This window comes from Variovorax sp. YR216 (genome assembly GCF_900107745.1).
GTDB lineage: Bacteria > Pseudomonadota > Gammaproteobacteria > Burkholderiales > Burkholderiaceae_C > Variovorax.
In genome coordinates, this window is the sequence record NZ_FNRO01000007.1 from 190,607 (window position 1) to 217,032 (window position 26,426).

Genomic DNA, 26,426 nt, shown 5'->3' on the forward strand with positions numbered 1-26,426 from the left:
GGATTCTAGATTTCGGCGAATTGCGCTATTCAGGAACTCTACTGCGTCCTAACCTGCAGGGCATTCACTACGAGATGGAGACACGCGAATGTTCAAGCTCTTCAGGTGGGTCGTGGCTGGCGCGGCCACCTTGTGTGCCATTCTTGGCCACGGATGGGCCCAGGGCCTGAATTCGAGCCCACCGATGACCATGGTGGTGCCGGCCGCCGCGGGCAGCGCGCCGGACATCGTCGCGCGGCTGCTCGGCGACGAACTCCAGCATCGGCTTGGCCAGCCTTTCATCATCGAGAACAAGCCGGGTGCGGGCGGCATCATCGCGGTGATGGGGGCGAAGGCCGCGGCGAACCGGGCCAACACGCTGCTGTTCGTTCACGCGGCCGTGGCCACCGTGACGCCGCTGACCTACCGCGCGGCCAGGTTCGACCTGGCCACCGATTTCGAGCCCGTCGCGACGGTGGCCGAGACGCCCATGCTGTTCGTCGCCAACCCGGGCAAGGGCCCGAAGACGCTGGCCGACGCGATCGCGCAGGCCAAGGCCAGCCCGGACGCCCTTGCCCTGGGCAGCACGGCGCGGGGCTCCATTCCGCATCTGGCAGGCGTGCTGCTGGGCCAGATGACCGGCGCGCAATTCAACAGCGTGGCGATGAACAGCAGTGGCCAGGCCCTGCAGGCCGTGGTCGGTGGCGATACCGTCATGTCGGTGGACGGTGTCGCGCCCCTGCTGCCGATGGTGAGATCGGGCCGCCTCCGGGCGCTTGCCGTCACATCGAAGAAGGCGCTGCCGGGACTGGAAGGGCTGCCGCTGGCGAACGAGACGGTTCCCGGGTTGGAGATGACCGGCTGGTTCATGCTGCTGGCGTCCAAGGGCACGCCGGAGCCTCGCCTTCAACAGATCAACGCGGCGGTCAACGCCGCGCTGAAGTCGCCCGAGTTGATCCAGAAGCTGCAGGCGACCGCGAACTATCCGGTCGGCGGCTCGATCGCCGACGCCCGCCAGTTTCTCGAATCGGAAAAGAAGAAGTGGGCGGCCGGCGTGCAGCAGGCCGGCCTGAAAGCCGAATGACACCTTCAACCCCATCAGCAGGACATCGACCCATGGCCAACAACCGGCGACGCATCGACACGCACCAGCACATGGTTCCCCCCGACTACGCCGCGTGGCTTGACAGGCACGGCGTCCTCGCCGGCGGCTTGCCGATCCCGACATGGAGCGCGGAGGGGGCCCTCGATCTGATGGAAAGCGCCGGCATCGCGACCGGCATCCTGTCGGTCTCGACACCCGGCGTGCACCTGGGCGACCACGCCGAGGCGCGCAGCATGGCGCGCGCGGTGAACGAGTTCGCCGCAGACGTGGCTCGGAGGCACCCGGGCCGCTTCGGCTTCTTCGCGACACTGACACTGCCGGACGTCGACGGCGCACTGGCCGAGGCCGCCCATGCACTGGACGTGCTGGGCGCCGACGGCGTCGTGCTGCTGACCAATGTGCGTGGCACCTATCTGGGCGATGCCTCGATCGAGCCCCTGATGGAAGAGCTGGATCGGCGCAAGGCCGTGGTGTTCGTGCACCCGTCGGAGTTGCCGGCGCCGCCCGTTCCGGGCATTCCGCCCTTCGCCGCGGACTTCCTGCTCGACACCACGCGCGCAGCCATCAACATGGCACGGCGAGGCTGGCTGGACCGCTATCCCGATCTGAAGATCATCCTGTCGCACGGTGGCGGATTCATACCGTATGCCGCCGAACGGATCGCGAGGATCTGCTCGCCCGACGGCGATCAGGCGAGCGGCATCGAGCGGCTGCGGCGCTTCTACTTCGACACGGCGCTGTCGAGCAGTGCCTATGCGCTGCCTTCCTTGCTGGCTTTCGCGGACCCCGGCCGCATCAGCTTCGGCAGCGACTGGCCGTACGCGCCGAAGGAGCGTTCCTTGCACTTCGCGCGCCTGCTCGATGGGTTCGAGATGCCGGACGCGACGCGGGCCGCGATCAACCGCGGCAACATGGAAAAGCTGTTTCCCCGCTGCAGGTGACACAGCCAAGGCCTTGGAGTCTGGGCGGCAGAAGGTATGGAGTTCGGGCCTACGCGGTCTGCATTGCAGCCATTCGCTGCGCGCGCTTGAGTAGTGTCTTGTTCTGCGCCTGCCGCCCAGCCTCCTAGGCGTTGATCTCGTCGTGCAGCGCCACGAATTCCTGCGCCAGCTTGTGGCGTGGCTCCAAGTAGATCATCGGCGTGGCGTGCTGATGGCTCTCGCGAATCTTCACGGATTGCGAAAGGTAGGAATCCAGCACCGGATGCCCCTCCTCAATCAACTCGTTCACGAGCTGCTGGGGGAGTGCGGCGCGTGACTGGAACTGGTTGATGACGATTCCTTCAACCGTGAGACGCCGATTGTGGTCGTGCTTGATCTCCTTCACGTTCTCGAGCACTGAGTACAACGCACGGCGCGAGAAGTCGTCACAGTCGAAGGGGATGAGGCAGCGCGCGGCGGCAATGAGTGCCGAGCGCGTGAAGAAGTTCATGGCCGGCGGCGTATCGATATATACCGCGTCGTACCCGGCGAGGTCCTTGAGCGCGTCGCGCAGCTTGTAGATCTTGTGGCGCGACTCGAGCTTGCCCGTCAACGTGTCGAGATCGACATTCGACGGGATGATGTCGAGGTTCTCGAATTCGGTCTCATGGATGAACGATTCGAACTTGGGCTCCTTGAAGCTGTAGTTCAGGGCCGACTCGAAGAAAGTCGCGATATTGGGCTTTGCGTCCTGGGCCTGCGCACCCAGAAGATACTGGCTTGAATTTCCCTGTGGGTCGAGGTCGATCACGAGCGTGCGCAATCCCTGGGCGGCGCTCACGCCGGCGAGATTGCACACGATCGTGGATTTGCCCACGCCACCCTTTTGGTTGAACACCACGCGCAACATCGGTTTGCCCTTCTTCGGAATGAAGCCCGCAAGTCTATCGGAGGTGCCTGGGGCGTAGAGCGCTTGCGGATTAATTCAGCGACGGAAGCTCGCTCAGGTAGCCCGTCATTGAATGATGACGATAGACGACCTCTCCGATCTCGTCGTATTGGTTGCTGCCGCTTTCGAAGTCGGGCGGTGGTACTGATTCGCCCTGCACCTGGTCCAGCGTGTCCTGTGTCATGGTGCTGCATGGGCCGCTGTGTGCGACAAACTTGAGCGTCAAGTTGTGCATCCGGGCACAGGCGCCGTACTGGCAGACCCGCTCCATTTCACGCCGCTTGAGATGCGGCGCGATGTCGCGAGGAACCATGGTCGCCATTCTCCGACTTCATGCAAATTGAAAATTTGATCTTGCATTTGCTGAAAAGCGCGCGGATGGTCGAACCGCCGGCAGACAGGTCCGGGCCTCTCTCGACACCGTCTGGCGCCGCAGCAGCCGCGGTGCGGACTATCTTCTCGGCGCGTCGAGCTTCACCTTCACCGGATCGATCCCAGCGACATCCGCCCACGCCTTTGCGTCGAAGCGGAACTCGGCGACCGCGCAGGTGGGCATGTCGATGATTTCGCTCGAAAGCCGATGCGCGAACTCGGTGAACTCGGGGTTGTGGCCGAAGAGCATCGCGCAGTTCAGCTTGTTGTCCAGTGCGCAAGCAACGGCAAGCAAGTCATCCGGGCTGCTCGCGTAGAGCCGCTCATCGACAACGATCCTCTTGCGTGGATAGCCGATCTCGTCGGCGATCAGCTGCGCCGTCGTCAGCGCGCGCAGAGCTGGGCTCGAGACGAGCAGGTCGGGCCTTACCTCGCGCTTTGCGAGTCGCTTGCCCATCGTCGGGGCGTCCTGGCGGCCGCGGCCATCCAACGGTCGCTCCCGGTCGGGCAATGACGGATCGTCGCGACTCGACTTGGCATGCCGCACGAGGATCAAGGTTTTCACGATCAGCTTTCGGTCGGTTTCAACTCTATGCGCGCTACGAGTCCGCGCTGGTACCGCTGAGGACCCGCGCCGCGGTTTCGGCGAGACCGCGAGTGACGGCACCAAGGCAGCTTGTATCAGCGTACTTGCGATAGGTGGCCTTGAGAAGACGGATGATGCAGGCGATAGCGCCTGCTACAGGGTGCGCGCCGTCCTCGCAAAGTCTGTTTCGAATGCTCCGGGCCCTTGGCAGCTCAATCCGCCTTCAAGGAGGCTGCGCCCACGCTTCCTGGACTGATCCATAGGGTCGCTGAGCGCCTGGGAGTCAGGTGTCAGAGAAGATCATGGCCGCTTGTCTGGCGGCGCACTGCTTGTGTCGACTACCACCGACGAGGGGTGACGGCGCTCCTCCACGCGGAAAAAGACGCACACGGCACGAGGGACTGAGTAATATGGAAGTTGTAAATTTGTCTTGCAGACAGATGCCATGATGCTCGTTGCCAGCGGAACTACGCCATTGCGGCTCGCAAGGGTGTTGTTCGGGTTCCTGCTGCTGTGCGCCGCGACCCTTTTCGCGTCACCGTTTGCTTGTGCGCAATCCACCAGCGCCTCGCCGACCCCGGCGCGATCGAACGGCATCGTCGGCATCGTCGAAGGCGACGTCGCGCTGATCCGCCAGACCACGCGCTACACGCTCGCCGAAGGCGTGTTGTTGAATGATCAGGACATCATCGAGACAACGCCCGGCGCATTTGCCCAGATCGAACTTCCCGGGGGCGTCCTTGTGGGCATCGGTGAATCGACGCGGCTGATGTTGCGGCCTCGCGTTGGCAAGGGGCTGTCGGCGCCGCCGCTCTATCTGCTGGAGGGCTGGCTCAAGACCACCGCCAGCGGCGCCTTCGGCTACGTCAGCCCCGGCATCGACGTTGCGACGCAAGGCGGAGCGGCTGTCATCTACACCAAGGGCGCGCAGTACGAGCTGTTCGTCGAATCCGGCTCCGCCAGGCTGACGCTGCGCGATGGCTCGCAGACGGTCGCGCAACTGGCCGGCGGCGACTTCGCGCAGCGGCGCGAAGGCAGCACCCCCACGGTCGGGCAGCGTGCCACGCCCGAGTTCCTGGGCAAGGTGCCGCGCCAGTTCCGCGACCAGTTGCCCGCGCGCGGGGAGCAATACGCCAAGCGCAGCGTCGCGCCCAAGCCGCGCGGCGAAATCACCTACGCCGATGTGGCTGCCTGGCTGCGTACCGAACCGGCGCTGCGGCTTCCGCTGCTGCCGCTGTGGCAGTCGCGCGCGACCGACCTGGACTTCCGTGCGGGGGCCAAGGCCGATCTGGCGCAACACCCTGAATGGGAGCGCTATGCCGACCCTGAGGGTTATGCGCGCCGTCTGGCCGAAGAGGCCGAGCGTCGCCGCGCGCGGGAGGCCGCGGCCGCCGCTGCACGGGCCCGGGCTGCAGCCGCTGCAGCGGCTGCAGCCTCCGCTGTCGCCGCACCCGCACCAGGCCCTGCGCCTGCATCTGCACCCGCGGCCTCGGGCACGAGCGCCGGACGCGGCACAACTCAGTGAACCGTTCCGCGTCGTGGCGCAACCCAGCGACTACCGACGAGCAGAACTGGAGAAATTCATGAGCCTTCTATTCAAGTTCAATCTGATCTTCCTGGTTGTCTTCGTCGCAGGTGTAGCTGGTACGGGCAAGATTTCCTATGACCTGCTGCAGAGCAACGCCAAGCAGGAAGTGCTCAACCACGCGCGCCTGACCATGGAAAAGGCGATGGCGGTACGCGCCTACACCAATGACCAGATCCGCCCATTGCTCGAAACGCAGATGAAATACACCTTCCTGCCCCAGACCGTCCCGGCCTATTCCGCCACGGAAGTGCTGGCGACTCTGGCCAAGAGCTTTCCCGACTACACCTACAAGGAAGCGACCCTGAATCCGACCAACCCGCGCGATCGGGCAGTCGACTGGGAGGCCGACATCGTGAATCGCTTTCGCGCCCAGGCCGACCAGAAGGAGTTCGTCGGCGAGCGCGAGTCGGGCACCGGGCGGGCGCTCTACATCGCGCACCCGATCCGTATCACGAACGCCGCCTGCCTGGCCTGCCACAGCACAGTGGAGGCGGCGCCGCGCACGGTGATCGAGAAGTACGGGCCTGCCAACGGTTTCGGCTGGCACATGAACGAGGTGATCGGCGCGCAGGTCGTCTCGGTGCCGATGTCGGTGCCGCTGGCGCGCGCCGAACAGACGTTCAAGGTCTTCATGGCTTCGCTCGTCGGCATCTTCGTGGCCATCGGCATCGTGTTGAACGTGATGCTCTACCTGCTCGTGATCCGGCCGGTGGCGGCACTGTCGAAGGTGGCCAACCGCGTCAGCCTCGGCGAACCCGACGTGCCGGAATTCGCGACGGATGGCCGTGACGAAATCGGGACCCTGGCGAAATCGTTCACGCGCATGCGCCGCAGCCTCGATCAGGCCATGAAGATGATCGATACCTGAGGCCCCCACCCGTATGTCGCCGCCCACCCACGTCGGTCCGTACCCCATCCGCGGCGTGATCGGATCGGGCGGGATGGGCATCGTGTATCTGGCGCACGATCCGGCGATCGACCGTGCGGTGGCGATCAAGACGATCCACCGCCGCCTGCTCGAATCGGGCGACGACCTGGGCGTGGCGGCCCGCTTTCGCGTGGAAGCCAAGGCGGCAGGGCGGCTGACCCACCGCAACATCGTCTCGATCTACCAGTTCGGCGAAGACAACGACTTCGCCTACATCGTCATGGAGTACGTGGCCGGACGGAACCTGCGCGACTATGTCCAGGCACCGCGCAAGCTCGAGGTGCCGCAGGTGCTGTGCGTGATGATGCAACTGCTCGACGGCTTGCACTACGCGCACGAGCGGGGCATCGTGCACCGGGATATCAAGCCGGCGAATCTCCTGGTTGCCGATGACGGGCGCCTCAAGATCACCGATTTCGGTATTGCCAGAACCGAGACTTCGAACCTGACCCGCGCCAATTCGGTCGTCGGGTCGCCCGGCTACATCGCGCCCGAGCAGTACACGAACCGCGAGATCGACCGCCGCGTCGATGTCTTCTCGGCGGGCGTGCTGCTCTATCGGATGCTGAGCGGGACGACGCCCTTCGTCGGCACCGACGACGCGATCATGTACAAGATCGTCTACGAGCCTCACAGGCCGCTGAGCGAAGCGACGAACGACGCCACGCTCAAGCCATTCGATGTGGTGCTGGACCGGGCGCTGGCGAAGGACCCGGCGCAGCGCTATCCCAGCGCGATGGCGATGCGAACGGCGCTGCTGGCGCTCGCCACCGAGGCCTTGCCGGAGGTGCTCCCGGCCCACATCCTGCTGGCGCCGCTCCTCGAGAACCTCGAGCCGAGCATGCCGGTCCCGACGCTGCGCCACGCGTCCGAGATCGCCGGGGGCGCTCAGGTCGTGCAGACAGTGCCTGACTCGGCGCGGAACTCCCCGGCGCCCCCGAAGTCGCTGGCCACCACCGTTCCGCCTTCGATCCCCACACCCACCGGATGGGACGCCGCCGCGCTGACCGAGGTCGAACGCGAATTGGCCCAGCATGTGGGCGCGGTGGCGCGCGTGCTGGTGCGCCGCGCCGCGCGTGGGGCATCCACGCTGGCGGAAGTGCGCCACGCCGTCGCCAGCACGATCATCGACATCGAAGAGCGCGAGCGTTTCCTGGCCCGGGCCGGCGTGCCGCCGACCCATGGCGCAGTCTCGGCAGGAGCAGGCGCCTCTGGGTCCCAGGTCTCGAGAGCGGTGGGCGCGGCGCCGGGCGGCATGCCTATGCGCGAAGGCGATGTCGACAAGGCGGCCGCCGCACTCCTTTCCTCGCTGGGACCGATTGCGCGGGTCGTCGCGAAGCGCTGCGCGGCGAAATCGAGCACTCGCGAGCAATTCGTTGCCAGCGTCGTGGAACAGCTCGCGCCAACCGTCGATGCCCGCCGTGTGCAGGCTGACCTGTGGCGAGCCTTGGGCTGAATTCGGACGGAACCACCGTGATCGCATTGCATGTCGTGCGCCGCCCCGGCGTCACCGAGCCCGATGCGACGGCGCTTCCGCTTCCGCCCGAGGGCCTCGTCATCGGCCGCGCTCCCGAATGCGACCTGGTGCTGGCCGACCCGCTGCGCGGGGTGTCGCGCCAGCACGCACAAGTCGCCATGGCCGGCCAGGACGCCCTCGTGCGCTGCATCAGCGGCACCACCCCGCTCTGGGTGAACGACACGCAGCTCGCCCCCGGGGGTCAATTGCCCCTGTCGGTGGGCGACTGCCTGCGCATCGGCGGGTTCGAGCTCGCCGTCGAGTCCGTCGCGGCGCCAGCAACCCCGCGCGCGCGCCTGGATCGCTGGTTCGATCTGGATGGCGCGTCCGATCCGCTTGCTGCGCAATCGCCGCTGCCGGCCCTTGCGCCGGCGCCGGAGGCGGCGTCGGCAAGTGCGGTGGTGTCCTGGAAGACGGATCCGCTGGTCGTGCGGACCGGCACACCGATAGTGCAGAGCGTGCCCTCGGCGCTGCCGGCTTCGCCGCCCTTGCAAGCCACCGAGTCCGCTCAGCCGCCGCAGCCGCCCACCGCAGCGACTGCCGCATCGACGGCGCCCGCGCCTCTTTCTTCATCAACCCCGGCTTCGGCCGCCGAGGCCGTGTCGCCGGACCTGGCCGAACTCGGGGCGGCATTCGGTCGCGGCGCCGCACTGGGCGGCGCCCAGGTGCCGCCGTTGACGCCGGAGTTGATGGAACATCTGGGCGCGCTCCTGCGGGCGACTGCTGAAGGCACCTTGGCGCTGCTGAAAAGCCGCTCCGTCGCGAAACGCCACATGCGCGCCGAGGGGACGGTGATCGCGCCGCGTCACAACAACCCCTTGAAGTTCTCGCCGAACGCGACCGAAGCGCTGACTCGGATGCTGCAGCGCGACCCGAGCCCCGGCTTCCTCGACCCCGTGGCGGCGTTGAACGACGCGAATCGCGACCTGCTGGTGCACCAGGTGGCGATGGTCGCCGGCATGCGCGCGGCGGTGTTCGAGCTGTTCTCCCGGCTCGGTCCCGAGGCTGTCGAGAACGCGGAGGGGCCGCCGCGCGACATTCTCTCGCGCCTGCCCATGCGCCGTGCCGCGGCACTCTGGGAGCGCCATCGGCTGCAACACGCCCACTTGCTCGAGCACTTGGACGACGACTTCGAGACCATCTTCGGACGGGAATTCCTGCGAGCCTACGAAGCTCAGTCGCGCCTCGACGCCGATGCCGACGCCCCACTCAAGGAGCCACCATGGCCCATCGCGCGTTGAACGTCTCGGTGGCCGCGCTGTCGCACACCGGCCGGCGCGAGCGCAACGAGGACGCCTTCGGCTATTGGCAGGGCGCCGACTTCCTTGTCGCCACCCTGTGCGACGGTGCGGGCGGGCACGGCGGCGGCCAGACGGCCTCGCGCGCGGCCGTGACGCATGTGCTCGAAGCCTTTGCGCTCCGACCCGAGGTCAGCCCGAACGCGCTGAAGCGGCTTGTCCAAGGGGCGAACGACGCGGTGGTCGCGCAGCAGGTTGCCGGCACCATGACGGCCGACATGCGCACCACCATCGTCGTGCTGCTGCTGGACCTCGCAAGCGGCGCCGCGCTCTGGGCCCATGCCGGCGACTCCCGCCTGTATCGCTGGCATGAAGCCCGACTGCTCGGGCGCACGCGTGATCAAAGCCTCGCGCAGAGCTTGTGCGATGCCGGGCTGAACGCGAGCGACGCCGCCCTCGGGCAGCTGACGTCGGCGCTCGGCTCGCCCGATGGTTTCGACGTCGAGATCTTGGAAACGCCCCAGGTGCTTGCTGCCCGCGATGCCCTGCTGCTGTGCAGCGACGGGCTCTGGTCCGCCTTCGACGACCTGTCGATGGAGCGCAGCCTGGCCGGCTGCAGCGGCATCCAGGCCTGGCTCGATCGACTCGAAGCGGGCGTTCGGCGAGCCGATCGCAACGACCAGGACAACTATTCCGCGCTCGCGATCTGGTGCGAGCCGGGTGGCTGAATGCCGATCAGTTCGAGCAGAAGTGCCGGCTCCGGCGGCCAGGCCGCAGGGCGCGCATCGACATCGTGGGCGGCGGCGAGCGGCCACCAGAGGCTGGCCGGCGCCGGTGGCCAGGGCTCGGCCGGCTTGAATGCCTGCTCCGGCCGGGGCGGCAGGGCGGCGATCGCGGCCTCGAGAGCCTCGGGCCCTCCCGCGACCGCGCCGAGCAGCGATGCGAGCCTTGCGGCACCCTCGTCCGGTGAAGGCGGCGTGTTGAAGCGTTCCGCAAGCGTCAGCGGAAAGGCGCGTCCGACACGATCATGTGACGCCGTGAAGATCCCGCACCAGATCTCGCCGTGCGTCGGCAGCGCCAGATAGCGCCAAGGCGCGAAGGTGCCAAGGCGTTCTCGCAGCGTGGCGGCGTCCAGCGTCGTGGCGGCGAGGGCGAGGCCGCGCTGCAGCCACCCGTCCCAGTCGCTGCGCCAGCGTGCGGGCAGGCCGCGGCCCACGAAGTCGCCGCGCGCAGGCAACTTGCCATACCAGGCGACGCGACGCGCTGGCGACTTCACCATGATGCCTGCGGGCAATGAAAACCCGCCAGTTCCCGGAGGGTCCAGACATCGGCGTCGGGCGCCCCGGCGCCGCTCGCCTCGACGTCGAGGGTGCGCGTGTCGACGACGAAGGTCAGCCGCGCCGGCGCGCCGCGCTCGCCCTTCCAGTCGCTTCGCAGCAGCACCCGTAGCCAGGCGAACGGCCCTTCATGGACTTCGGCGCCGATCCCGGTCGGGCCGGGCGGCAGCACGCGCAGCACCACTTTTTGCGTCGAAGCCGGGCCCGGCCAGACCAGGTCCTTGGCGCGTGGCGGGCCGTTCTCGAAGCGCAAGAGCTGGCCATCGACATCGATGCTGAACTGCAGCAGTTCGGTATCCATGCGCCGCGGCGTGATGCGCAGCCTGAGTTCGGGCAGCGGTGCGCCTTGGGGAAAGAACAGGCTGCCGATCGCCGCCGCCTGCTCGAACGCATTCGAGTTGCCCGAACTGGGGCCCGCGCTTCGCACCTTCCATGGCCGGGTCGACGTGTCGACGCGTTCGGTCAACTGGTTGCGCCGGAATTCGTCGAACAGGCCACCGGGTCCGAACAGGCGCGCAAAGTCGGACGGCGCCATGTCCCGCGTCGCGGTGGCGCTGAACGGAAAGCGATCGCGCGTCAGGGTGCTGCAAGCCTGCGCGAGTTCGACCAGCGCGGTGTCGAAACCCGGTTTGGCGCGACCGCGCGAGCGAATCAGTGCCCCAAGGTCGAGATAGAGCCTGCGCAGCGCCGCCGGCGCACCGGCCGCCTCGGCGCGCAAGGTCGCGTCGAGTTCGGCGCCTCGGGTCTCGTCGCGCTTGCCGGCGACCAGGGCCTGAAGGCGATCGAGCGCTTGCGGTCCGGGACCTGCAGCGTAGTCGCCGAGGGAGCCGAAGCGTGCCCGGAGCAGGCCATCGAAGGCGACCTCGGCCGCGCCTGCGCCTTGCGAGGTCGCGCTGAAGTCGTCGGCCAGGCGCGTCAGGAGGCGGCGCAGCGGTGAATCGGGCGCCGTGAGTTCCGTGGCCTGCCGCGATGCGTCAACCGCATCGCTGCCGGGCGCCAACGCAAGGGCATCGAGTTGGCGCGACCAGGTGGCGATCACGCGTTCGGCGTGGCGTTTGCCGACCTGGGTGGCGATTTCGTCGCGCCAGACGCGGTCCTTCTGCAGGCGGCGTACTTCGCCGCCGGTGTCGCCGAGCACCCAGTCCGCCTCGTTCGCGAGTTCATCCAAGGTCGTTTCGAGCGCTGGCGCCAGGTTGCGCCGCCAGTCGCTGGCGCTCGAATGCGCCGGCATCGGCCCGGCGCTCGACGCAGCGAACAGGAGGGCGCTGGCGGCGCCGAGACGGGTCGGCAGGTCCTGCAGCGGCTCGGGGTCGGGAACGCGCCGCAGCAGGCGCTCGTGCACGCGTTGCGCCAGCGGCAATGCTGCGAGGGCGCTGCGCCCCGCCCGGACGCCGTCGTCGTCGGGGCGCATGGCCTCGGGCAGCCCGCTTCGTTCGAGCAGGTTCTCGGCATGGCGCGCCACCTCGCCACGTTCGCCGGCGCCGCTCGCCTGTGCGAGCGTCTGCTCGACCCAGTCGCGCAACTCGCCGCGGACCAACCGCGGCGGGTTGGCGAGCATCAGCGAGGTCCGCAGCGCCTCGTAGCGGGTCGCGCTGTCCTCGGCCTCGCGCAGATCGCGGCGCAATCGCTCGATGAGCAAGGGCGCCAGGCTCCGATCGAGCATCTCGCGGTAGACCTGTTCCGCCGAACGCGCCAGGCGCGGTCCCTGGAACAACCCGAAGCCGAAGCCGGCAGGCGGCGCATCCGGATCGATGCCGTCGTTCGCGGCCAGGTGCTGTAGCACCGAATAGAGCGGCAACACCTGTTCGAGACTTGCCGATCCCAGCGGGCCGATGCGCCGGGTCAACTGCTCGACACGAGCGCGCACGGCGTCGACATAGGCGAGGTTGTGCCGGAAGCTCTGCCACCACAGGGCGGAGGCGGTGAGCAGCGCGGCACCGGCAAACGCTGCGCCGAACATGCCGGCGCGCCGGCGCAAGCGCAGCTGCTGCAGCCGCTGGCCTGCCAGCGGCGCTTCGGCGATCACTAGGCGCTTGAGCAGCGCATGCAGGAAGAACGACTTGCCGCCGGCATCAGGGCGAGGCAGCGGCGTGAGCGCCAGTCCATGGCTGCGCGCGAGTTCGCCGATCACCCGGTCGATCGGATTGCCCTCCTGCGTGCCGCTCGTCAGCGCGATCGACCGCAGGCGCTGCGCCGGCTCGGCTGCAATGTCGGCGAAGGCATCGCGCACGAATCCTTCGAGGGGCGCGAGCAGGGCCTTGAACTGTGCCGCGAAGGCGTAGATCGGCAGGCGGCGCTGCGGCATCCGTTCCTGCTGCAGCAACTTCGGACTGCGTTGCGCCAGGCGCTGCGCGAGGTCGCCCAGGCGCGCGCCGAGATCGGCCGGGATGCCTCCAACGTCGGCGTCGAACACCAGTCCCCAGAGCTGCTCGCGTTGCAGGGCGTCGAGATCGCCGAAGGTTTCGACGAAGCCGGCGAGCAGGTCGGCCTTGGTCACCAGCAGGTAGACCGGAAAAGCCAGATCGAGCTCACGGCGCAGCTCTGCCAGACGGGATGCGACGGCAGCCGACTGGCGCGCGAGTTCCGCTCCACCTTGCAGCAGGTCGGGCACGCTGACGCTGACGATCACGCCGTTGATCGGCTGCACGGGCCGGTGCCGCCGCAGGAGCGCGAGGAATTGTTGCCATTCTCCGGCGTCGACTGCGGCGTCGCTGTCCTGTGTCGTATAGCGTCCCGCCGTGTCGATGAACACGGCGTCCTCGCTGAACCACCAGTCGCATTGGCGCGTTCCGCCGATGCCCGCGAGCGGGTCTCGTCCGAGCTTCTCGGCGAGCGGAAAGCGCAGACCCGAATGCAATATCGCGGTGGTCTTGCCGCCCCCGGGCGCCCCGATGATGAGATACCAGGGCAACTGCTGCACCTGTCGCCGGCGCTGCCACCAGCCATGCGCACCTGGCGCCCCAAACCCCTGGCGCAGCATCGCGAGCGCCTCGCGGAAACGCTGGCTCAGCTCGACGGCGGCATCGCCGGATTCGAGGCCCTTGAGCAATTGCTCGTTGCGCCGACGGGCCAGCCATCCGCGCAGTCCCCGCAGGCCGACCAGCAGGAGCGCCACCAGCGCGAGCAGGGCCGCGCGTGCGCGCATGTCGTCGAAGGGGTGCCAGCTGCCCGCGGCCAGAAGCGGTGCCGCGAACCACAACAGGACACCTGCGGCGCCGAGGTTGACGGCGCGTTGGACGAGGCGTGGCGAGGCCTTCATTCCGGGAACAGAACGATCTCGACGCGTCGAAGCGGCGCGCCGGCCGTGGCGTCGACGCGGGCCTCGACCGCCAGCCGTTCGTCGCCGAGTTGTGGGCGCAGGACGTCGGCGGTAGCGCGCGCCCATTCCATTGCCTGGTGCCAGGCCGAGGGCGTGCGCGCCGTCGGCGGATCGCTGCCGTCGGTGTAGCCGACGACGAGCACCTTCCCCGGGACCTTCTTCAGCGCCGAGCCCAGGCGCTCCAACGGGCCGGTGGCATCGCCGAGCGCATTGGCGCCGATCACGACCACGCTGCGCAGCGTCTCGTCTCGCACGGACAGCCGACCCGCATCGATGTCGTCACGCAGGCTCGCTGCCAGCCGCGGCGGCACCGTCACTGCCCCCGCGGCCGGCTGCGCGGCGACGGCCGGTGCCGGCAGGAGTCGCTGCAAGGACGCCAGCACGCCGTCGACCCGCGCTGCAAGCTGAAGCTGGCTGGCCGTGTAGATGCCCACGGCAAGCACGCCGAGGAGCAGCACCGCCGGAAGCGCAACGCGGGACGCCTTCGGCGGGCTGGCCGCAGCCGGCGCGCAGTGCCATGGCGCTACCAACGCCGGAACCGGAGACGCCTGTTCGAGCGCGAGGTGCACGCGCGTGCGCAGGATTTCATGGTCGCGGCCGTCGGGCGCCATGCCCGCGCGCAGCCCGAGGCTCAGGCAGGTATGGAAGAGTTCGAGCAGCGCGCGATGCTCGCGCGGCTTTTCGGCCAGGCGCGACAGCAGGCGCAGGAGCTTGTCGCCGCCGTCGGCCTCCCCGTGAAAGCGCTGCAGCAGTCCGGGGGCGCCCCCGCCCCACGGCGCCGCGCCGATCTGCTCGTCGCCCCAGGCACAAAGCACATAGCTCGCGGCCGCGACGCTTGCCTCGTCGATGCCTGCGACGCGCGCATGGGCCTCGAAATGAGCCACTGCCGCGGACAGCGTCCGGCGCAATTCGGCCGGATCGACAGGCGCCGAGTCGCGCAAGCGTGACAGCAGGGCAACGAGGGGGAGGGCTTCGACGCGCAGTGCGCGCGCGGCGGCCGGCTCATTGGCGCCATCCGGCGCACCGTTGCCCGGCGACGCTGGCGCGGCGCCGGTGCGCATCACTTGGCCCACCCCAGTTGCAGTCGGCGCGCCTGCGCGTCGAGGCGCGCGCGGGCCAACGATCCACCCGGCAAGGGCAGGACGGCACGCCACTGTGAGCTCTCGATTTCCCGGAACGCACCGAACACCGCGACGGCGCGCGCGTCGCCGCGCAGTTCGAGGTCCAGCTCGCGCGCCTCGCCGGGGCGCAGGAACAGACTCTGGCGCGCGAGCATGTTCGACCCGAGGGTGGCCTCGTCATCGTCGTAGAGGCTGTCGAAACTCGCCTTTTCAAAGCCGCTCGCATCGCTCAGCACGTAGACCCGCAACGCCAACGAGGCCGATGCATCGCGCGCATCGGTGTTCAGGCTGCGCTGCGCCTGCACGAGCAGCTGCAGGTTGCGTTTCGGCCCGGCCAGCGTCGGTGCAGGAGCGGGGTTGAACATGAAATTCACGACCATCGAGGTGTTGACCCAGGGGATCTGGCGCTCCGAGGTGTCGCGCAGCACCTTGATGCGCACGGTCTTCATCATTTCCTCGACATCCACGCCGGGGGTTCGCATCTCGGAGGCGAGGTAACGCGTGTAGATGCTGTTGCCGCCGACCGGCCCGTCCTCGGCGACGCGACCGGGTGCAGCGGAGAAGGCAATGAGGGCACCCGGCGCCGCCATCTCGGCAAGGCCGTTGGTCTTGCGCGAAGCGGCGCTGCGCGTCGCGAAGGGGTCGTCGCGGCAGGCGTCGATGATGAAGATGCGCGCGCGTGGACGCACCCGGTCGACATGCGTGAGCAGGGCTTCCTGCAAGTCGATGGCCTCGTCGCGCACTTCGGCCTCGTCGCGCAACGCGATGTCGACCGGCATCAGGAAGTTGCGCCCGCCGATCTGTACGCCGTGGCCCGCGTAGTAGAAGACCGACGCGACCTGATCGTCGTCCATTCGGCGCGCGAATTCCCGCAGCACGCGCTTGAAGTCGCGCGCGTTGAGGTTCAGATACTCGCCCACCTCGAAGTTGAGGCTGCGCAATGTCTGCGCGACCAGCCGAGCGTCATGCTCGGGATTGTTCAGGGGGATTTCGGGGTACCGTCCGTTGCCGATGACGAGTGCGACACGGCGTTGCCCAGGTGAGTCGATCGTGGCCTGCTGCGGTTGCGCGAGGCCGGCCCGGCTCCACCCGAAACCGAAGCCAAGGCAGGCGAGCAGGCGACGGCGATTCATGGTGACGGCCAAAGAATGGATGCTGCGGACCTCGAGGACTCCACTGGCGATCGCATGTCATTCTCGGGCGAGCGCTGCGGCGGCACAAGGGGAGGGCGGAGCCGCCGCGATCCGGTCCGCAGTGGGCAAGCGGCGGCGAACGCTCAGGCGCCGCGGAACTGCACGCGACGGTTGATGGCGGCGTACGGATCAGTGGCTTCGATCGGCTGGCTGGGGCCATACCCGACCGTCTTCAGGCGTGCGGCGTCGATGCCGTGCTCGTGAACGAGATAGTCACGCACGGCGCGGGCCCGGTTGCGCGAGAGCTCGAGGTTGTAGGCCGGGCTGCCCTTGGCATCGGTGTGACCTTCGACGACGACGATGCTTCCAGGTGCCAGCAGCTTGATGCCCTTGGCGAGTGCGTCGAGCTGGGTCCGTGCGGCAGGAAGGATCTCGGCGGAATCGAAAGCGAACCGCACCGGCAGGGACAGCGCCGAGGCGGCGTCTTTCGAGTCGTAGCGGGCCGCGAGCGCGGATTCCGAGGGACGCGCCGAGGCGTTGACCCGCGAACCCGCGGCCACTGCCGTGGCCTTCGCCGGGGCTGCGGGCGCATCGTCGAGCAGGCGGATCGAACGGTTCAGCACGTCCGCCACGTCCTGCGGCACCACGAGCTGGCCCTCGCGGTAGATCATGACCTTCTCGGCCTTCACCAAGGGGGTGGCCAGTGCGGCGGCGATGGCGAGGGCGAGGGTAGTGAAGTAGCGGATCATGGGGGCTCCTTGGGTGTGGGGTTCGTCGATGCCCATGGGTTGCGCGCGCCGCCTGCCCGGTTCACTCTTTTTCGATCGAGCCGATGCCGCGGATGGAGCGCGTCACCGCCGGGTCGCCGTGGTAGCGCACGTTGCCGACACCGCCGATGCGCACCGCAAGCGCGTTGCTGGCGGCGAGCTGCACCTCACCGTTGCCGTCGATGGACACGTCGGCGCGTTCGCTGGCGAGTCTGGGTGCTGAATAGGTGCCAATGCCGGCGATGGCAAGCTGCTGAACCGTCACTTTGCCGCCGCCGACGGCGACATCGCCTGCGCCGGTGATCCGCACGTCGAGGCTGCGCGCGTTGTCCAGGCGCTCCAAGCGGATCGAGCCGCCGCCCGCCAGCACCAGCGCAAGCGTGTCGCTGCGCAGTGGTCCGATGCTGATCGCACCGGCAGTGCGCGATTCGAAGGCTCGCAACGTCTGGACGCCGAGCTTCATCCGGATCGGCTCGCGCGTCTCGACCCGGCCGGGCGCAAGGCCGATGAGCAGGCGCCGGTCGTGCACCTCGGTCGTGATCTTGCGCAGCACCGCAGGCTCGGCCTCCAGGGTCAACGACTCGCGTGGGCCCTGTTCGATGCTGACATCGCCGGCGACGGCAAATACGACCTCGTCGAAATTGGCGACACTGCGGGTTTCGGTGGCCGCCTGTGCCGGGCCGAAAGGCGTCGCGGCCAGAACCGCGGCGCAGCTGGCGACAAGTGCCGCAGCCCGGAGCGAAGGTGGTTGCGGGAAGGCTTGGGTGAACCAGTTCATGACAGGGCTCCCAGGTGGCGGGAACATGGGCCTCAGCGTGGCAGCCAGAGGCTCGGCGGGGGCGGGTATGGGCGCGCCAGGCAGGTGGTCCCGCCGAGATCGGCGGTGACGATCAAGGCGCCGCCGCGGCGGTCGGTCGCCACCATCTTCGCGCCCTGCCTTGCTTCGGCGCCCAGGGTGACCGGCCCCTCGTCGAACAGCAGCCGACCATACTGCCAGCAGCGGAGTTGATAGGTGGCGGGTGCCTTCCCGCCCGCTGCCGGCAGCGCTGGAGCGACCTGGGGCGCGACACGGTCATCGCCACCGATGATTGCCGCGACAGCTGCGGTCGCGCCGCGGGGCCACTGCAGAGCGATGCCGGTCATCGTGACGATCACCACCAGGGACACCGCTGCAAGGCGGGCGCCGCGCCGCACCTGGCGATGGGGAAGGGAATCACTTGGCTTGTACATGGAAGTTCTCCTGGGCGAGCGTGCCGCCGCTGGCTTTGTCGAAGGCGGCGCGGATCGTTTCGAGCGTGGCGCCGGGCAGGGGTTCGAAGTCGATGCCGACCACCGCCTGGGGCAGCGAGGACATCACGTCGCGCGGCGTTGCGAAGCAGGTCACTGTCTCGGGCACGCCCTTCGCATTCATCGAGAGCTGGAAGCGCATCGAGCCGGGCAAGGTCAGTGGCTTGGCCGAAGAAATGCGCGAGTCCCGCGTGAACCGGTTGGGGAAGAAGCGAATGACCTTGGCGTCCTCGTCCCGCAGATAGCAGTAGACATGCGCGTCCTGCGACGGCGCAAGGGAGAGGCTGATCGACTCCCCGCGGGCAAATCGCGTCTGCTGGCTTGGGGCGGAGACCGACAGCTTCAGGGGCGCCGCCGTGGGTGCGGGGGCACTTGCAGGTGCAGTGGCTGCCGCCGTCTGCGATCCGGCGGTCGTGGCAGCCGTACCAGGCGTGCCAGGTGCGACATAGCGTGCCGGTTGCGTCGGACGCTGGACCTTGCCGTGGTCCGCGGCGAGGAAGGCGCTGAAGAACTTCTCGTCGAGCACTGCCGCGCGGCTCAGGCCGAGCTGCTCGCGATAGTTGGAAATCGCCTCGTCGATGGCGGGATTGAATTCCCCGTCGATCGGGCCGTCGTAGAACCCGCGGTGGCGCAGCTGGTTCTGGAAGTAGGCGATCAGCTCGATGCGCGAGGTGGCCATCGCGCTGTACCAATCCAGCATCTCGAGACGCGTCTCCTCGTTCGCCTTCGGGTCGGTGACGCCCAGGCAGGACCAGTAGGGGGTCTTCGTCAGCTTGCCGATGAGCTCCACCACGGCCAGCTCGACCAGCCCGCGCAGCGCCTGCGACTGACCTTCCGAACGCGCCAGGTTCATGCTGTAGTTGATTCCGAACTTGCGGTAGGCGGCATCGCCGTCGAAGCCCTTGCCCTGCTTCATGATCACCACGGCATTGCGCGAAGTGACTCCCGGCAGTACCCCCATGTCACTGGTCGACAGCACGCTCAGGTCGAGTGCCAGCATGCTGGTGGATGCATCCTTTGCAACGCCGAGGTTGAGGTACGGGAAGTAGCCGATGCCGAGGTCCTTCTGGTTCTTGATCAGGTTCTCGTCGAACTGCGACACGGAGCCCTTGATGTCGTAGCGCGGAATCGCCTGGTAGACCGCCGTGGTCTGCGCTGCCGAGAGGAAGCTGACCACGTTCAACGTGTCCTTGCCGAACGCGACCAGACGCACGGCGCGGCTGCGCCGCGACATGTCCGACACCGCCGAGATCAGCATGTCGCGCGTTCCGGCGTTCAGCTTCTTCGTTTCGTCGTTGATTTCCTCGGTCAGCATCGTCACGTCGCGCACGCCGTAGTCGAGCATCAGCGTGTCCATGCAGCGCAGCGGCTGCGTAAAGCCCGTGATCGAGCGCTGGGGCTTTTGCTCGGGGCCGACGCGGATTTCGGCCGTCTGTTCGATGGTCGGCTGCTTGACCTCGAGCGCCTGGCAACCGGCGAGTGCCGCGATTGCTGCAAGCGCCAGGAAGCGCACGATGCGGGGCGGTTTCATGACATCTCCGATCTGAGGGGGTCAGGTCACTGGCAACTGCCGCGGCCGACGATGTTGATGGCATTGGGGGCGAACACGAACACTTCGCGCGGTGCGGCTCCGATGCGCCCGCCAGTGTCGATGTTGCCGATGCTCTGGCTCCCACAGGTGCCCTGGTTCTGATCCAGGGACTTTCCTTGTTCTTCAGCCTTGCGTTCCTGTGCGCCGAGGCGGATCTTCTCCTTCGCGATCTTCGCGCGGAAGCGCGAGTCGACCTCCAGCAGTTCCTGCCCCGCGAATGCACTGGCGCATGCGCCCAGCGTGACGGCGACGAGGATGATGCGGGAGGTGCGGACGAGGGTCGAATTCATGGGGGGTCTCCTTGATGGAAAGCCGCCAGCGCATCGGCGCTGGCGGACGAGGGTGAAAGCACGGCGCGGGTTACTTGGCGACGCCGATGCTTTGGGCGGCGGTGGACAGGAAGCCGCTCGCGGTGTTGTTCGAGCCGCTGGCAATGACCGTCGAGTTGGTCAGCTTGCCGTTGCCCTGCGCGCCGCCGATCTGCTGGCTGGCCGTGGACAGGAAGCCGCTTGCGGTGTTGGTTGCACCATTGGCGAGCACCGTGCTGTTGGTGACCTGGCCGTTGCCCTTGGCGAAGCCCACTTCCTGCGTGGCGGTGCTGAGGAAGCCCGAAGCCCTGTTGTTCAGGTTCGTGCCGACAACCGTGCTGTTCGTGATCTGGCCGTTGTCCCGTGCGCGGCCGACGTCTTGGTTCGCCGTCGACAGGAAGCCCGAGGCGGAGTTGTTGGCGCCGTTGACCAGCACCGTGCTATTGGCGATCTTGGAGTTCCCCTCGGACACGCCGATGTTCTGGCGCGCCGTGGCCAGGAAGCCGGACGAGTTGTTGTTGGCGTTGGTGGACAGCACCGTCGAGTTGGCGATTTCGCCGGCCATCGCGCCACCGAAGGCGAAGCCGAGGGCGATGAGGATGGATGCTTTGCGAACGACTTGCATGATGATCTCCAGAAAAGTGATGAGAGGTTTGAGGTCGGGCTTGCCGAATTGCTTGCCTTCCCGCCCATGGGTTGCGGGGGTTCCGAATCCGGTTCAAAGAGTTTTCGGGCGAACGTCACGCGAGGGGTAGGATCGCCCGCGATGCCCGACAGCGCGCCGCCTGATCCGCCTCCGAACCCCGCACGCCTGACGGGCTTGCGCGGCGCCTTCGATGCGCTGCGCAACCTGGGGTTGATGGGGCTGGGCTCACCCGAAGCGAGCGACTACGACAGCTTCACGACCACCGATGGCCACGTGGTTCCCGTGTGCGTGCTCGGCCGCGGGTCGCCGCTGGTGCTGGTGCATGGATTCGGATGCTCGCATCGCGATTGGCTGCCGGTGGCCCGAAGGCTGGCACGGCGCCATTGCGTTCTCGCCTGGGACGCTCGCGGCCATGGCAGTTGCCGGTCGACGAGCGGCAGCATCACGCTGGCGCGACTTGCGAACGACCTGGCCGAGGCACTCGACCACTTCGGGCTGCAGCGCTCGATCCTCGTCGGGCATTCCATGGGCGCGCTGACGTTGATGCAATACCTGCATCTGCATGGCACGCAGCGCGTTGCCGCGGTGGCGCTGGTCGACCAGTCGCCGCGCATCGTGACGGACGACAGCTGGCGACTCGGGCTGTTCGGCGGCTGCAGCGCGGCCATGCTGGCGGGGCTGATCGCTGGCGCGCGCCGCGATCTGGCGGAGATGCTGTTGAACGAGATCGGCGCACTCGGAGGCGCCTGGTTGCAGCGCCGCCTGACTCTTGAAGCGCCGCTCGGACGGATTCTGCGCCGGCGCCTGGGGCGCATCGATGCCGGGCCGCTGCTCGACCTCGCCGAGTCCATCGCGAAGGCCGACTTCCGCGCTTCGCTGTCGCGCCTCGACGCGCCGCTGCTCGTGGTGCTCGGGGCCCGCAGCCCGCACTATGCCGGCGTGCCGCTCGAAGCCTGGTATCGCGACACGGTGAAGCACGCGCAGATCTCGATCTACTCGCACGCCGGCCATTCGCCGCATGTCAGCGAGCCGCTGCGCTTCGCGCGCGAGCTCGAGCACTTCATCGAAGACCACGCGTGAGCGGTCGGCTCAGCTACCGCAGCGCCCGTTCGCGTCCGATTTGAAGCAGAAGTCAGCGGTCAGGCTCGAGGACTCCCAGGGTACCTGCACGCGGCCGGTGTCTTCGGCCACACCGATACGCACCCGCTTGAAGAGTTGCTCGATCTGCAGCCCCGGCATCGCCATGTTGGCCAGCAGGTGACGTGCATAGACGCTGTGCTCGCTGCCGGCGCTGTCGAGCGCCACGCCGTTCGGTGCGGTCGAGAAGGCCACAAGAGTGCCCACTGGCGCATCGAGCGATGCGAGACCGCCCGGCGTCGCGCCGCGGAATTTCAGACGGCGTCCATCGGGACCCACGATGACGCCGCCGGCGAACGGGTTCACACGGCAGGCATCGAGCACGACGATGTTGGCGCCCCTGCCGATCGCACTGAGCCGGTCGACGAACTCGCCGACGTCCGCGCTCTGCCGCTGAATTTCCTCTTCGGACTGGGGGTCGGCATCGATCGGCACCAGGTAGTTGCGGCCCTTCACCTGAACCCCATGGCCGGCATAGAACACCACGCGAACCGCCGCCTTCGGCGCACGAATCGAAAACTCGCGCAGCGATTCGATCAGTTCCGGCAGTCGCGTGTTCTGACGCAGGGTCACCGCATAGCCAAGGTCGCGCAGCACCGCCGCGACGGCGACGGCGTCGCCCGGCGGATTCTTCAGTGGTGCAGTGCGGTAGGCGCCGTTGCCGATCACCAGTGCGATACGCGATCCGGTGTCCTGGACATCGGCGGGGGCGCTCATGGCAGGGCCGAAGGGCAGGGCTGCGGTGCCCAACGCGCCGCGCAGCAGCGCACGACGGGTCAGCAGGGTGGCCATGTCGGTTACTCCCGGGGCGGCACGCCGGCCACGAGCGCGGCGGCCTGGACGATCGGGGCAGCCTGCACCCGGGCGAGCGCCGCCGCTTCACTGCCGGCGGGTACGCGCAGGTAGTAGTCGCCCAGCTGGCCAGGGCCGCCGGCCAGTTCGCCCTGGACCTGCACCAACAGCATGCGGATGTCGGTCTCCTTGGCGTCCGGCGCGAAGCTGACCTTCAGCATCGGGGCCTCTTCGACGCGAACCGCGTGCAGCGCGCGGATTTCGTCTTCGCTGTCGCGAGCGCTGCCGAGCAGGTTCAGGATGACGCCACTCTGCACCGCCATGACCGCCAGCGCGGCCAGCGCGTAACTCGGGCGCATGCCGAAGTTGCCGAAAAAGGCGCCGATGCGCTCGGCCAGTGTCGGCCGGTCGCCCTGGATCAGGCGCATGGTGCGGGCCAGGCCGATCGTTGCAGGCACGGCCGGGGCATTTTCCTGAACGCGCGCCTGCAGCGAGCGATACCAGTCCAACTCGCTGCGGGCCTCCGGATGCCGCTCCATGTATGCGTCGACCCAGGCGCGGTCTTCGGCTCCCAACGAGCCGTTGACATACCAGGGAAGTAGTTCTTCGAAGCGTTCTTTCATGATGATCATTCCTGCACGGGGCATACCCGTGTCAGACCCTAGGTTGCGCGAGTCCGCTGGACGGTTCAAATTTATTTCGCGCAATCGCCAAATACGCCGCAACTTCAGGATGCAAGGGCGCCTCTGGCGTCCGGGGCACCACCTTCGCTGCGCAGCAGCGCCTGCAGGCAATTCTTGATCTTCTGGCGGGCGTGGAACAGGCGCGTCTTGACGGTGCCCTCGGGACAGTTCTGTACTTGTGCCACGTCAGCGAGGCTCATGCCCTCGTAGAACACCAGGTGCAGGCATTCGCGATGCTCGTCCGACAGCTTCCCCATGCAATGTTGCACGCCTTCGCGCCGCTGCTTGCCAGCCAGCTCCGCATAGCCGTCCGGCGTGTCGGCGGCGGTGGTCTCGGCGATGTCGTCGAGATCGCCGTGCACCTCGTCGGGCCGCCGCGCACGGTGGACCATCAGCGCCTTTCTGCGCGCAATTCCGATGAGCCACGTGGAAAACTGCGACTCGCCTCGAAAGCGATCAGGGTGGCGCCAGACCTCATAGAACGAGTCCGCCAGGACTTCCTCCGCTCGCGCGTGGTCGTTCAGCATGTTGAGCACATACGCGAACACCTTGCGGCTGAACGCCTTGTACAGCTGACGAAACGCTGCCTGGTCTTCGCGGCCGATGCGTACCAGCAGCTGGCTGACCTCGTCGTTGTCCATGCGGGCGGGGCGGTGCGGTGGCGGTGACCAAATATAGCGTTTCTGTTCGATTCGTAGCGAATCTCTTGCCTGGGGCACCGGCATCTGCACTCGTGAAGGCGGGGACTTCATTCCGCCGCCGGTACAGCCGGCGGCGTCACCGAAGCCGACGCCGACACCGGTGCGCTGCCCAGCGGCCCGGGTCCGGATGCCGTCGGCGCTTCCTCCGGTATGCGACACAGTCCCCAACGCACCAGCCAGCGGCCGACCGCCGGGTGCGCGCTCAACCAGGCGAACGGGATCGATCCGATCAGTGCGACCAGGACGGGCGACCAGAACCAAAGAGCACCCGGCATCCGCGACAACACCGCCCCGGCCAGCACGAGGCCCAGCGCCGTCTGCGGCCACAGGCTGCGCAACGCAACCTGCCAGTCGATGCGCCGTACTTCGCGCTGCTGTGCAACCCAGCCGACGCGGCGGCCGAAGGGAAGTCCGAGCAGGAATCCGGTGGTGGCGATGGCCACCACCGGCGCCGTGAGCACCCAGAAGCCGAAATCGAGCGCGAAGCCGCAAGCGATGCGTGGCGCGCCGCCATAGGCCCGACGCAACGGACCGCGCAAAAGCACGTCGACCAGGGTGGCGAGCTTGGGGGCCACGCTCATGCCCAGCATCATGAGGAACAGCGCAAGCCCCAGGTCGGACCTGAAGGGCTGTTCACGCCACAGCCCGAGCACCATGAAGGCAAGCCAGGCTGGCGCGCCCAGGTACATCGCGATCGCCAACAGCAGCTGGCATCGGCTGACCGGGCGCAGTCCGGGTATCGCGAGCAATTGCAGGTACTGCATGTTGCCCTGGCACCAGCGCAAGTCGCGCCGGATGAATTCGAGCAGGTTCGGCGGGTTCTCTTCCCAACTGCCGTCCTCGTCCGGCAAGACGCGGACTTCATAGCCAGCGCGCCGCATCAGCACGGCCTCGAGCTGATCGTGGCTCAGGACCGGGCCGCCGAGCGGGGGCGGACCGGGCAACTCCGGCAGCTTGCAGTGGGCGATGAACGGTTGCAGACGCAAGATGGCGTTGTGGCCCCAATAGGGACCACAGTCACCCTGCCAGCTGGCCGCGCCCAGAGTGTAGGAACGCATGCCCAGCCGCATGCCGAACTGGAATATGCGCGTGAAGGCGCTGGCGCTGGGCAGCCCTGTCACCAGCGTCTGCAGGATGCCAATCGCGGGCTGCGCCTGCATGACGCGCACCAGCCTCAGCATCGCTCGCGGCGTCATCAGGCTGTCGGCGTCGAGCACGATCGCGTAGTCGTGCAGTGGGCCCCAGCGTTCGCAAAAATCGCGGATGTTCCCGGCTTTGAAGCCATTGCGCTGCTCGCGGCGCCGATAGTGCAGCGAGATGTCCGCGCCGAAGCGCGCCTGCAGTTGGGACATCATGCCGCCCTCGGCCGCCACGATCTCGGGCTCGTCGCTGTCGCTCAGGACGTAGAGGCGAAATGCCGCAGCCTGACCGCTATCGATCAGACCTTCGAGCATCCAGGCCAGATTACGAGAGAGCCGGTCCGTATCCTCGTTGCGAACGCAGGCCAGCAGCGCCGTGGGTGTCTCGATGCGCTGCTGCGGGTCGGCCGCCTGGATATGCGGCGCTACCACGGCGGCCGCACTGCGGCTGCCGACCATCAGCGTCAAGCCGATGGCCGCATTCCAGAATCCGACCACCGTCCAGGGCAGCGTGACCGCGAAGGCCAGCAGCATCACCAGGCCCGCCGCATCCACGCTTTCGACGAACAGCGTCGCAGCCATCAACCAGACAAGGCCGAGCACCGTGCCTGCGACAGCGAGCGCGAAGCCGGCGCGACGCCAACGCAGGCCCGCACTCGTGGCCCAAACCGTTGCGGGAGGCTTCACAGCATGCGGCCCAACAACCCGTCGCGCCGGATGAAGGTGTGGTGCACGACGCCTGCCAGATGTCCCAGGATCATCAGCCCGATCGCGATCGCCCCGCACAAGTGCAGGAACGACAGCACCTTGGCGAGCGCCTCGTCCTTGCCCAGCGGGGCCGGAATCGGCAACACATTGAAAAGCGATAAGGGAAAGCCCCAGGCGTTGGTGGCAAGGAAGCCGATCATCGGCATCAGGACCAGCAGCGCATACAGGCCGATATGGTTCGCATGAGCGACCGAGCGCATCCATGCCGGCATGTCTACCGGCAGCGGCGGCGGAGGGTTGAGGCGGCGATTGACGATACGAATCAGCACCAGCACGAACACCAGCACGCCCAGGCTCTCGTGCACGTTGTACAGCCGCAGCTTGAAGGCCTCGTCGGCCGGCTCGAAGAAGCCGATCCAGACGCCGAGCGGCAGGATGACGAGCAGCAGCAGCACGGTCAGCCAGTGCAGCCAGCGGGACGAAGCAGCGTAGCGCGACACAGGTTTCATGTCAGACCTCCAGATTCGTCAAAGGCTGCGCCGAGCGCGCACCGGAGCGGCGCCATCCGGACCATGT

The 26,426-nt window shown here is 67.6% G+C and carries 26 protein-coding genes; 8 read left to right on the plus strand and 18 right to left on the minus strand.

Going from position 1 to position 26,426, the window contains the following annotated elements; genetic code table 11:
* Nucleotides 1-88: 88 nt before the first annotated feature.
* Together BLW05_RS19815 and BLW05_RS19820 are read left to right on the plus strand one after the other, a co-directional pair.
* Complete coding sequence (locus BLW05_RS19815; RefSeq protein ID WP_093165251.1) at nt 89-1,063, plus strand: Bug family tripartite tricarboxylate transporter substrate binding protein; 975 nt, start codon at nt 89-91, stop codon at nt 1,061-1,063.
* A 32-nt stretch (nt 1,064-1,095) separates the two neighbouring features.
* Nucleotides 1,096-2,025 (plus strand): amidohydrolase family protein, encoded by a 930-nt coding sequence (locus tag BLW05_RS19820; RefSeq protein WP_093165252.1) that lies wholly within the window; start codon nt 1,096-1,098, stop codon nt 2,023-2,025.
* A gap of 124 nt (nt 2,026-2,149) precedes the next feature.
* On the opposite strand, the gene BLW05_RS19825 is transcribed toward BLW05_RS19820, so the two are convergent.
* The 3 genes from BLW05_RS19825 to BLW05_RS19835 form a co-directional block, all read right to left on the minus strand.
* The gene (locus BLW05_RS19825; protein WP_093165254.1) at nt 2,150-2,914 is read right to left on the minus strand and encodes a ParA family protein; all 765 of its coding nucleotides are present in this window, start codon (nt 2,912-2,914) and stop codon (nt 2,150-2,152) included.
* Nucleotides 2,915-2,984: 70 nt separating this feature from the next.
* On the minus strand, nt 2,985-3,275 hold the full coding sequence (locus tag BLW05_RS19830) for a DUF2652 domain-containing protein (RefSeq protein WP_093165255.1): 291 nt from the start codon (nt 3,273-3,275) through the stop codon (nt 2,985-2,987).
* 129 nt (nt 3,276-3,404) lie between these two features.
* Entirely contained in the window at nt 3,405-3,890 is a 486-nt protein-coding gene (locus BLW05_RS19835; protein ID WP_093165257.1) for a SixA phosphatase family protein, read from the minus strand.
* 466 nt (nt 3,891-4,356) lie between these two features.
* Between BLW05_RS19835 and BLW05_RS19840 the strand changes: the two genes are divergently transcribed.
* Genes BLW05_RS19840 through BLW05_RS19860 form a run of 5 tightly spaced genes read left to right on the plus strand, consistent with a single transcriptional unit; the run spans nt 4,357 to nt 9,909 of the window.
* The gene (locus tag BLW05_RS19840; RefSeq protein WP_143044865.1) at nt 4,357-5,436 is read left to right on the plus strand and encodes a FecR domain-containing protein; all 1,080 of its coding nucleotides are present in this window, start codon (nt 4,357-4,359) and stop codon (nt 5,434-5,436) included.
* Between the two features lie 58 nt (nt 5,437-5,494).
* A complete protein-coding gene (locus BLW05_RS19845) occupies nt 5,495-6,367 on the plus strand; it encodes a Tll0287-like domain-containing protein (RefSeq protein ID WP_093165260.1) in 873 nt (290 codons plus the stop codon).
* Between the two features lie 13 nt (nt 6,368-6,380).
* Nucleotides 6,381-7,883, plus strand: a complete 1,503-nt coding sequence (locus BLW05_RS19850; protein ID WP_093165261.1) for a serine/threonine-protein kinase — start codon at nt 6,381-6,383, stop codon at nt 7,881-7,883.
* 17 nt (nt 7,884-7,900) lie between these two features.
* Nucleotides 7,901-9,184: a type VI secretion system-associated FHA domain protein TagH gene (gene tagH / locus BLW05_RS19855; RefSeq protein ID WP_177142732.1), complete on the plus strand. Its 1,284-nt coding sequence runs from the start codon at nt 7,901-7,903 to the stop codon at nt 9,182-9,184.
* Entirely contained in the window at nt 9,166-9,909 is a 744-nt protein-coding gene (locus BLW05_RS19860) for a PP2C family protein-serine/threonine phosphatase (RefSeq protein ID WP_093165264.1), read from the plus strand. The genes tagH and BLW05_RS19860 overlap by 19 nt, the downstream gene beginning before the upstream one ends.
* Here the strand turns inward: BLW05_RS19860 and tagF are convergent.
* The 10 genes from tagF to BLW05_RS35980 all read right to left on the minus strand — a co-directional run bounded on the left by tagF (nt 9,870) and on the right by BLW05_RS35980 (nt 20,669).
* Entirely contained in the window at nt 9,870-10,460 is a 591-nt protein-coding gene (gene tagF / locus BLW05_RS19865) for a type VI secretion system-associated protein TagF (protein WP_093165266.1), read from the minus strand. The two genes, BLW05_RS19860 and tagF, sit on opposite strands and share 40 nt — an antisense overlap.
* The gene (gene tssM, locus BLW05_RS19870; protein WP_177142733.1) at nt 10,454-13,777 is read right to left on the minus strand and encodes a type VI secretion system membrane subunit TssM; all 3,324 of its coding nucleotides are present in this window, start codon (nt 13,775-13,777) and stop codon (nt 10,454-10,456) included. The genes tagF and tssM overlap by 7 nt, the downstream gene beginning before the upstream one ends.
* Nucleotides 13,774-14,898 (minus strand): DotU/TssL family secretion system protein, encoded by a 1,125-nt coding sequence (locus BLW05_RS19875; RefSeq protein ID WP_093165269.1) that lies wholly within the window; start codon nt 14,896-14,898, stop codon nt 13,774-13,776. Before BLW05_RS19875 ends, tssM begins: the two co-directional genes overlap by 4 nt.
* Complete coding sequence (gene tssJ / locus BLW05_RS19880; protein WP_093165271.1) at nt 14,898-16,091, minus strand: type VI secretion system lipoprotein TssJ; 1,194 nt, start codon at nt 16,089-16,091, stop codon at nt 14,898-14,900. The genes BLW05_RS19875 and tssJ overlap by 1 nt, the downstream gene beginning before the upstream one ends.
* Before the next feature lie 143 nt (nt 16,092-16,234).
* Entirely contained in the window at nt 16,235-16,840 is a 606-nt protein-coding gene (locus tag BLW05_RS19885) for an OmpA family protein (protein WP_177142734.1), read from the minus strand.
* 61 nt (nt 16,841-16,901) lie between these two features.
* Nucleotides 16,902-17,636 carry a GIN domain-containing protein gene (locus BLW05_RS19890; RefSeq protein WP_177142735.1) on the minus strand — a complete coding sequence of 245 codons (735 nt, stop codon included), beginning with the start codon at nt 17,634-17,636 and terminating at the stop codon, nt 16,902-16,904.
* A 32-nt stretch (nt 17,637-17,668) separates the two neighbouring features.
* A complete protein-coding gene (locus BLW05_RS19895; RefSeq protein WP_093165274.1) occupies nt 17,669-18,088 on the minus strand; it encodes a hypothetical protein in 420 nt (139 codons plus the stop codon).
* The gene (locus tag BLW05_RS19900; RefSeq protein ID WP_093165275.1) at nt 18,072-19,676 is read right to left on the minus strand and encodes a DUF4384 domain-containing protein; all 1,605 of its coding nucleotides are present in this window, start codon (nt 19,674-19,676) and stop codon (nt 18,072-18,074) included. Before BLW05_RS19900 ends, BLW05_RS19895 begins: the two co-directional genes overlap by 17 nt.
* Before the next feature lie 26 nt (nt 19,677-19,702).
* The gene (locus BLW05_RS35445) at nt 19,703-20,026 is read right to left on the minus strand and encodes a hypothetical protein (protein WP_143044867.1); all 324 of its coding nucleotides are present in this window, start codon (nt 20,024-20,026) and stop codon (nt 19,703-19,705) included.
* Between the two features lie 70 nt (nt 20,027-20,096).
* Nucleotides 20,097-20,669: a hypothetical protein gene (locus BLW05_RS35980; RefSeq protein WP_177142736.1), complete on the minus strand. Its 573-nt coding sequence runs from the start codon at nt 20,667-20,669 to the stop codon at nt 20,097-20,099.
* Nucleotides 20,670-20,810: 141 nt separating this feature from the next.
* Here BLW05_RS35980 and BLW05_RS35985 point away from each other — a divergent pair, with 141 nt between their 5' ends.
* Nucleotides 20,811-21,770 carry an alpha/beta fold hydrolase gene (locus BLW05_RS35985; protein WP_177142737.1) on the plus strand — a complete coding sequence of 320 codons (960 nt, stop codon included), beginning with the start codon at nt 20,811-20,813 and terminating at the stop codon, nt 21,768-21,770.
* Between the two features lie 9 nt (nt 21,771-21,779).
* Here the strand turns inward: BLW05_RS35985 and BLW05_RS19910 are convergent, their stop codons facing one another.
* From BLW05_RS19910 to BLW05_RS19930, 5 genes are all read right to left on the minus strand, one after another.
* Complete coding sequence (locus BLW05_RS19910) at nt 21,780-22,619, minus strand: caspase family protein (RefSeq protein WP_093165277.1); 840 nt, start codon at nt 22,617-22,619, stop codon at nt 21,780-21,782.
* A 5-nt stretch (nt 22,620-22,624) separates the two neighbouring features.
* Nucleotides 22,625-23,242: an anti-sigma factor family protein gene (locus BLW05_RS19915; protein ID WP_093165278.1), complete on the minus strand. Its 618-nt coding sequence runs from the start codon at nt 23,240-23,242 to the stop codon at nt 22,625-22,627.
* A 104-nt stretch (nt 23,243-23,346) separates the two neighbouring features.
* A complete protein-coding gene (locus tag BLW05_RS19920; RefSeq protein WP_177142738.1) occupies nt 23,347-23,943 on the minus strand; it encodes an RNA polymerase sigma factor in 597 nt (198 codons plus the stop codon).
* Between the two features lie 107 nt (nt 23,944-24,050).
* Nucleotides 24,051-25,829: a glucans biosynthesis glucosyltransferase MdoH gene (gene mdoH, locus BLW05_RS19925; protein WP_218135195.1), complete on the minus strand. Its 1,779-nt coding sequence runs from the start codon at nt 25,827-25,829 to the stop codon at nt 24,051-24,053.
* Nucleotides 25,826-26,359 carry a cytochrome b gene (locus BLW05_RS19930; RefSeq protein WP_093165280.1) on the minus strand — a complete coding sequence of 178 codons (534 nt, stop codon included), beginning with the start codon at nt 26,357-26,359 and terminating at the stop codon, nt 25,826-25,828. Before BLW05_RS19930 ends, mdoH begins: the two co-directional genes overlap by 4 nt.
* Nucleotides 26,360-26,426 lie beyond the last annotated feature (67 nt).

Coding starts and splice junctions, on each gene's coding strand:
- BLW05_RS19815 (WP_093165251.1), top strand. CDS start 89: ATGTTCAAGCTCTTCAGGTGGGTCGTGGCTGGCGCGGCCACCTTGTGT.
- BLW05_RS19820 (WP_093165252.1), top strand. CDS start 1,096: ATGGCCAACAACCGGCGACGCATCGACACGCACCAGCACATGGTTCCC.
- BLW05_RS19825 (WP_093165254.1), bottom strand. CDS start 2,914: ATGTTGCGCGTGGTGTTCAACCAAAAGGGTGGCGTGGGCAAATCCACG.
- BLW05_RS19830 (WP_093165255.1), bottom strand. CDS start 3,275: ATGGCGACCATGGTTCCTCGCGACATCGCGCCGCATCTCAAGCGGCGT.
- BLW05_RS19840 (WP_143044865.1), top strand. CDS start 4,357: ATGATGCTCGTTGCCAGCGGAACTACGCCATTGCGGCTCGCAAGGGTG.
- BLW05_RS19845 (WP_093165260.1), top strand. CDS start 5,495: ATGAGCCTTCTATTCAAGTTCAATCTGATCTTCCTGGTTGTCTTCGTC.
- BLW05_RS19850 (WP_093165261.1), top strand. CDS start 6,381: ATGTCGCCGCCCACCCACGTCGGTCCGTACCCCATCCGCGGCGTGATC.
- BLW05_RS19860 (WP_093165264.1), top strand. CDS start 9,166: ATGGCCCATCGCGCGTTGAACGTCTCGGTGGCCGCGCTGTCGCACACC.
- tagF (WP_093165266.1), bottom strand. CDS start 10,460: ATGGTGAAGTCGCCAGCGCGTCGCGTCGCCTGGTATGGCAAGTTGCCT.
- tssM (WP_177142733.1), bottom strand. CDS start 13,777: ATGAAGGCCTCGCCACGCCTCGTCCAACGCGCCGTCAACCTCGGCGCC.
- BLW05_RS19875 (WP_093165269.1), bottom strand. CDS start 14,898: ATGCGCACCGGCGCCGCGCCAGCGTCGCCGGGCAACGGTGCGCCGGAT.
- tssJ (WP_093165271.1), bottom strand. CDS start 16,091: ATGAATCGCCGTCGCCTGCTCGCCTGCCTTGGCTTCGGTTTCGGGTGG.
- BLW05_RS19885 (WP_177142734.1), bottom strand. CDS start 16,840: ATGATCCGCTACTTCACTACCCTCGCCCTCGCCATCGCCGCCGCACTG.
- BLW05_RS19890 (WP_177142735.1), bottom strand. CDS start 17,636: ATGAACTGGTTCACCCAAGCCTTCCCGCAACCACCTTCGCTCCGGGCT.
- BLW05_RS19895 (WP_093165274.1), bottom strand. CDS start 18,088: ATGTACAAGCCAAGTGATTCCCTTCCCCATCGCCAGGTGCGGCGCGGC.
- BLW05_RS19900 (WP_093165275.1), bottom strand. CDS start 19,676: ATGAAACCGCCCCGCATCGTGCGCTTCCTGGCGCTTGCAGCAATCGCG.
- BLW05_RS35445 (WP_143044867.1), bottom strand. CDS start 20,026: ATGAATTCGACCCTCGTCCGCACCTCCCGCATCATCCTCGTCGCCGTC.
- BLW05_RS35980 (WP_177142736.1), bottom strand. CDS start 20,669: ATGCAAGTCGTTCGCAAAGCATCCATCCTCATCGCCCTCGGCTTCGCC.
- BLW05_RS35985 (WP_177142737.1), top strand. CDS start 20,811: ATGCCCGACAGCGCGCCGCCTGATCCGCCTCCGAACCCCGCACGCCTG.
- BLW05_RS19910 (WP_093165277.1), bottom strand. CDS start 22,619: ATGGCCACCCTGCTGACCCGTCGTGCGCTGCTGCGCGGCGCGTTGGGC.
- BLW05_RS19915 (WP_093165278.1), bottom strand. CDS start 23,242: ATGAAAGAACGCTTCGAAGAACTACTTCCCTGGTATGTCAACGGCTCG.
- BLW05_RS19920 (WP_177142738.1), bottom strand. CDS start 23,943: ATGGACAACGACGAGGTCAGCCAGCTGCTGGTACGCATCGGCCGCGAA.
- BLW05_RS19930 (WP_093165280.1), bottom strand. CDS start 26,359: ATGAAACCTGTGTCGCGCTACGCTGCTTCGTCCCGCTGGCTGCACTGG.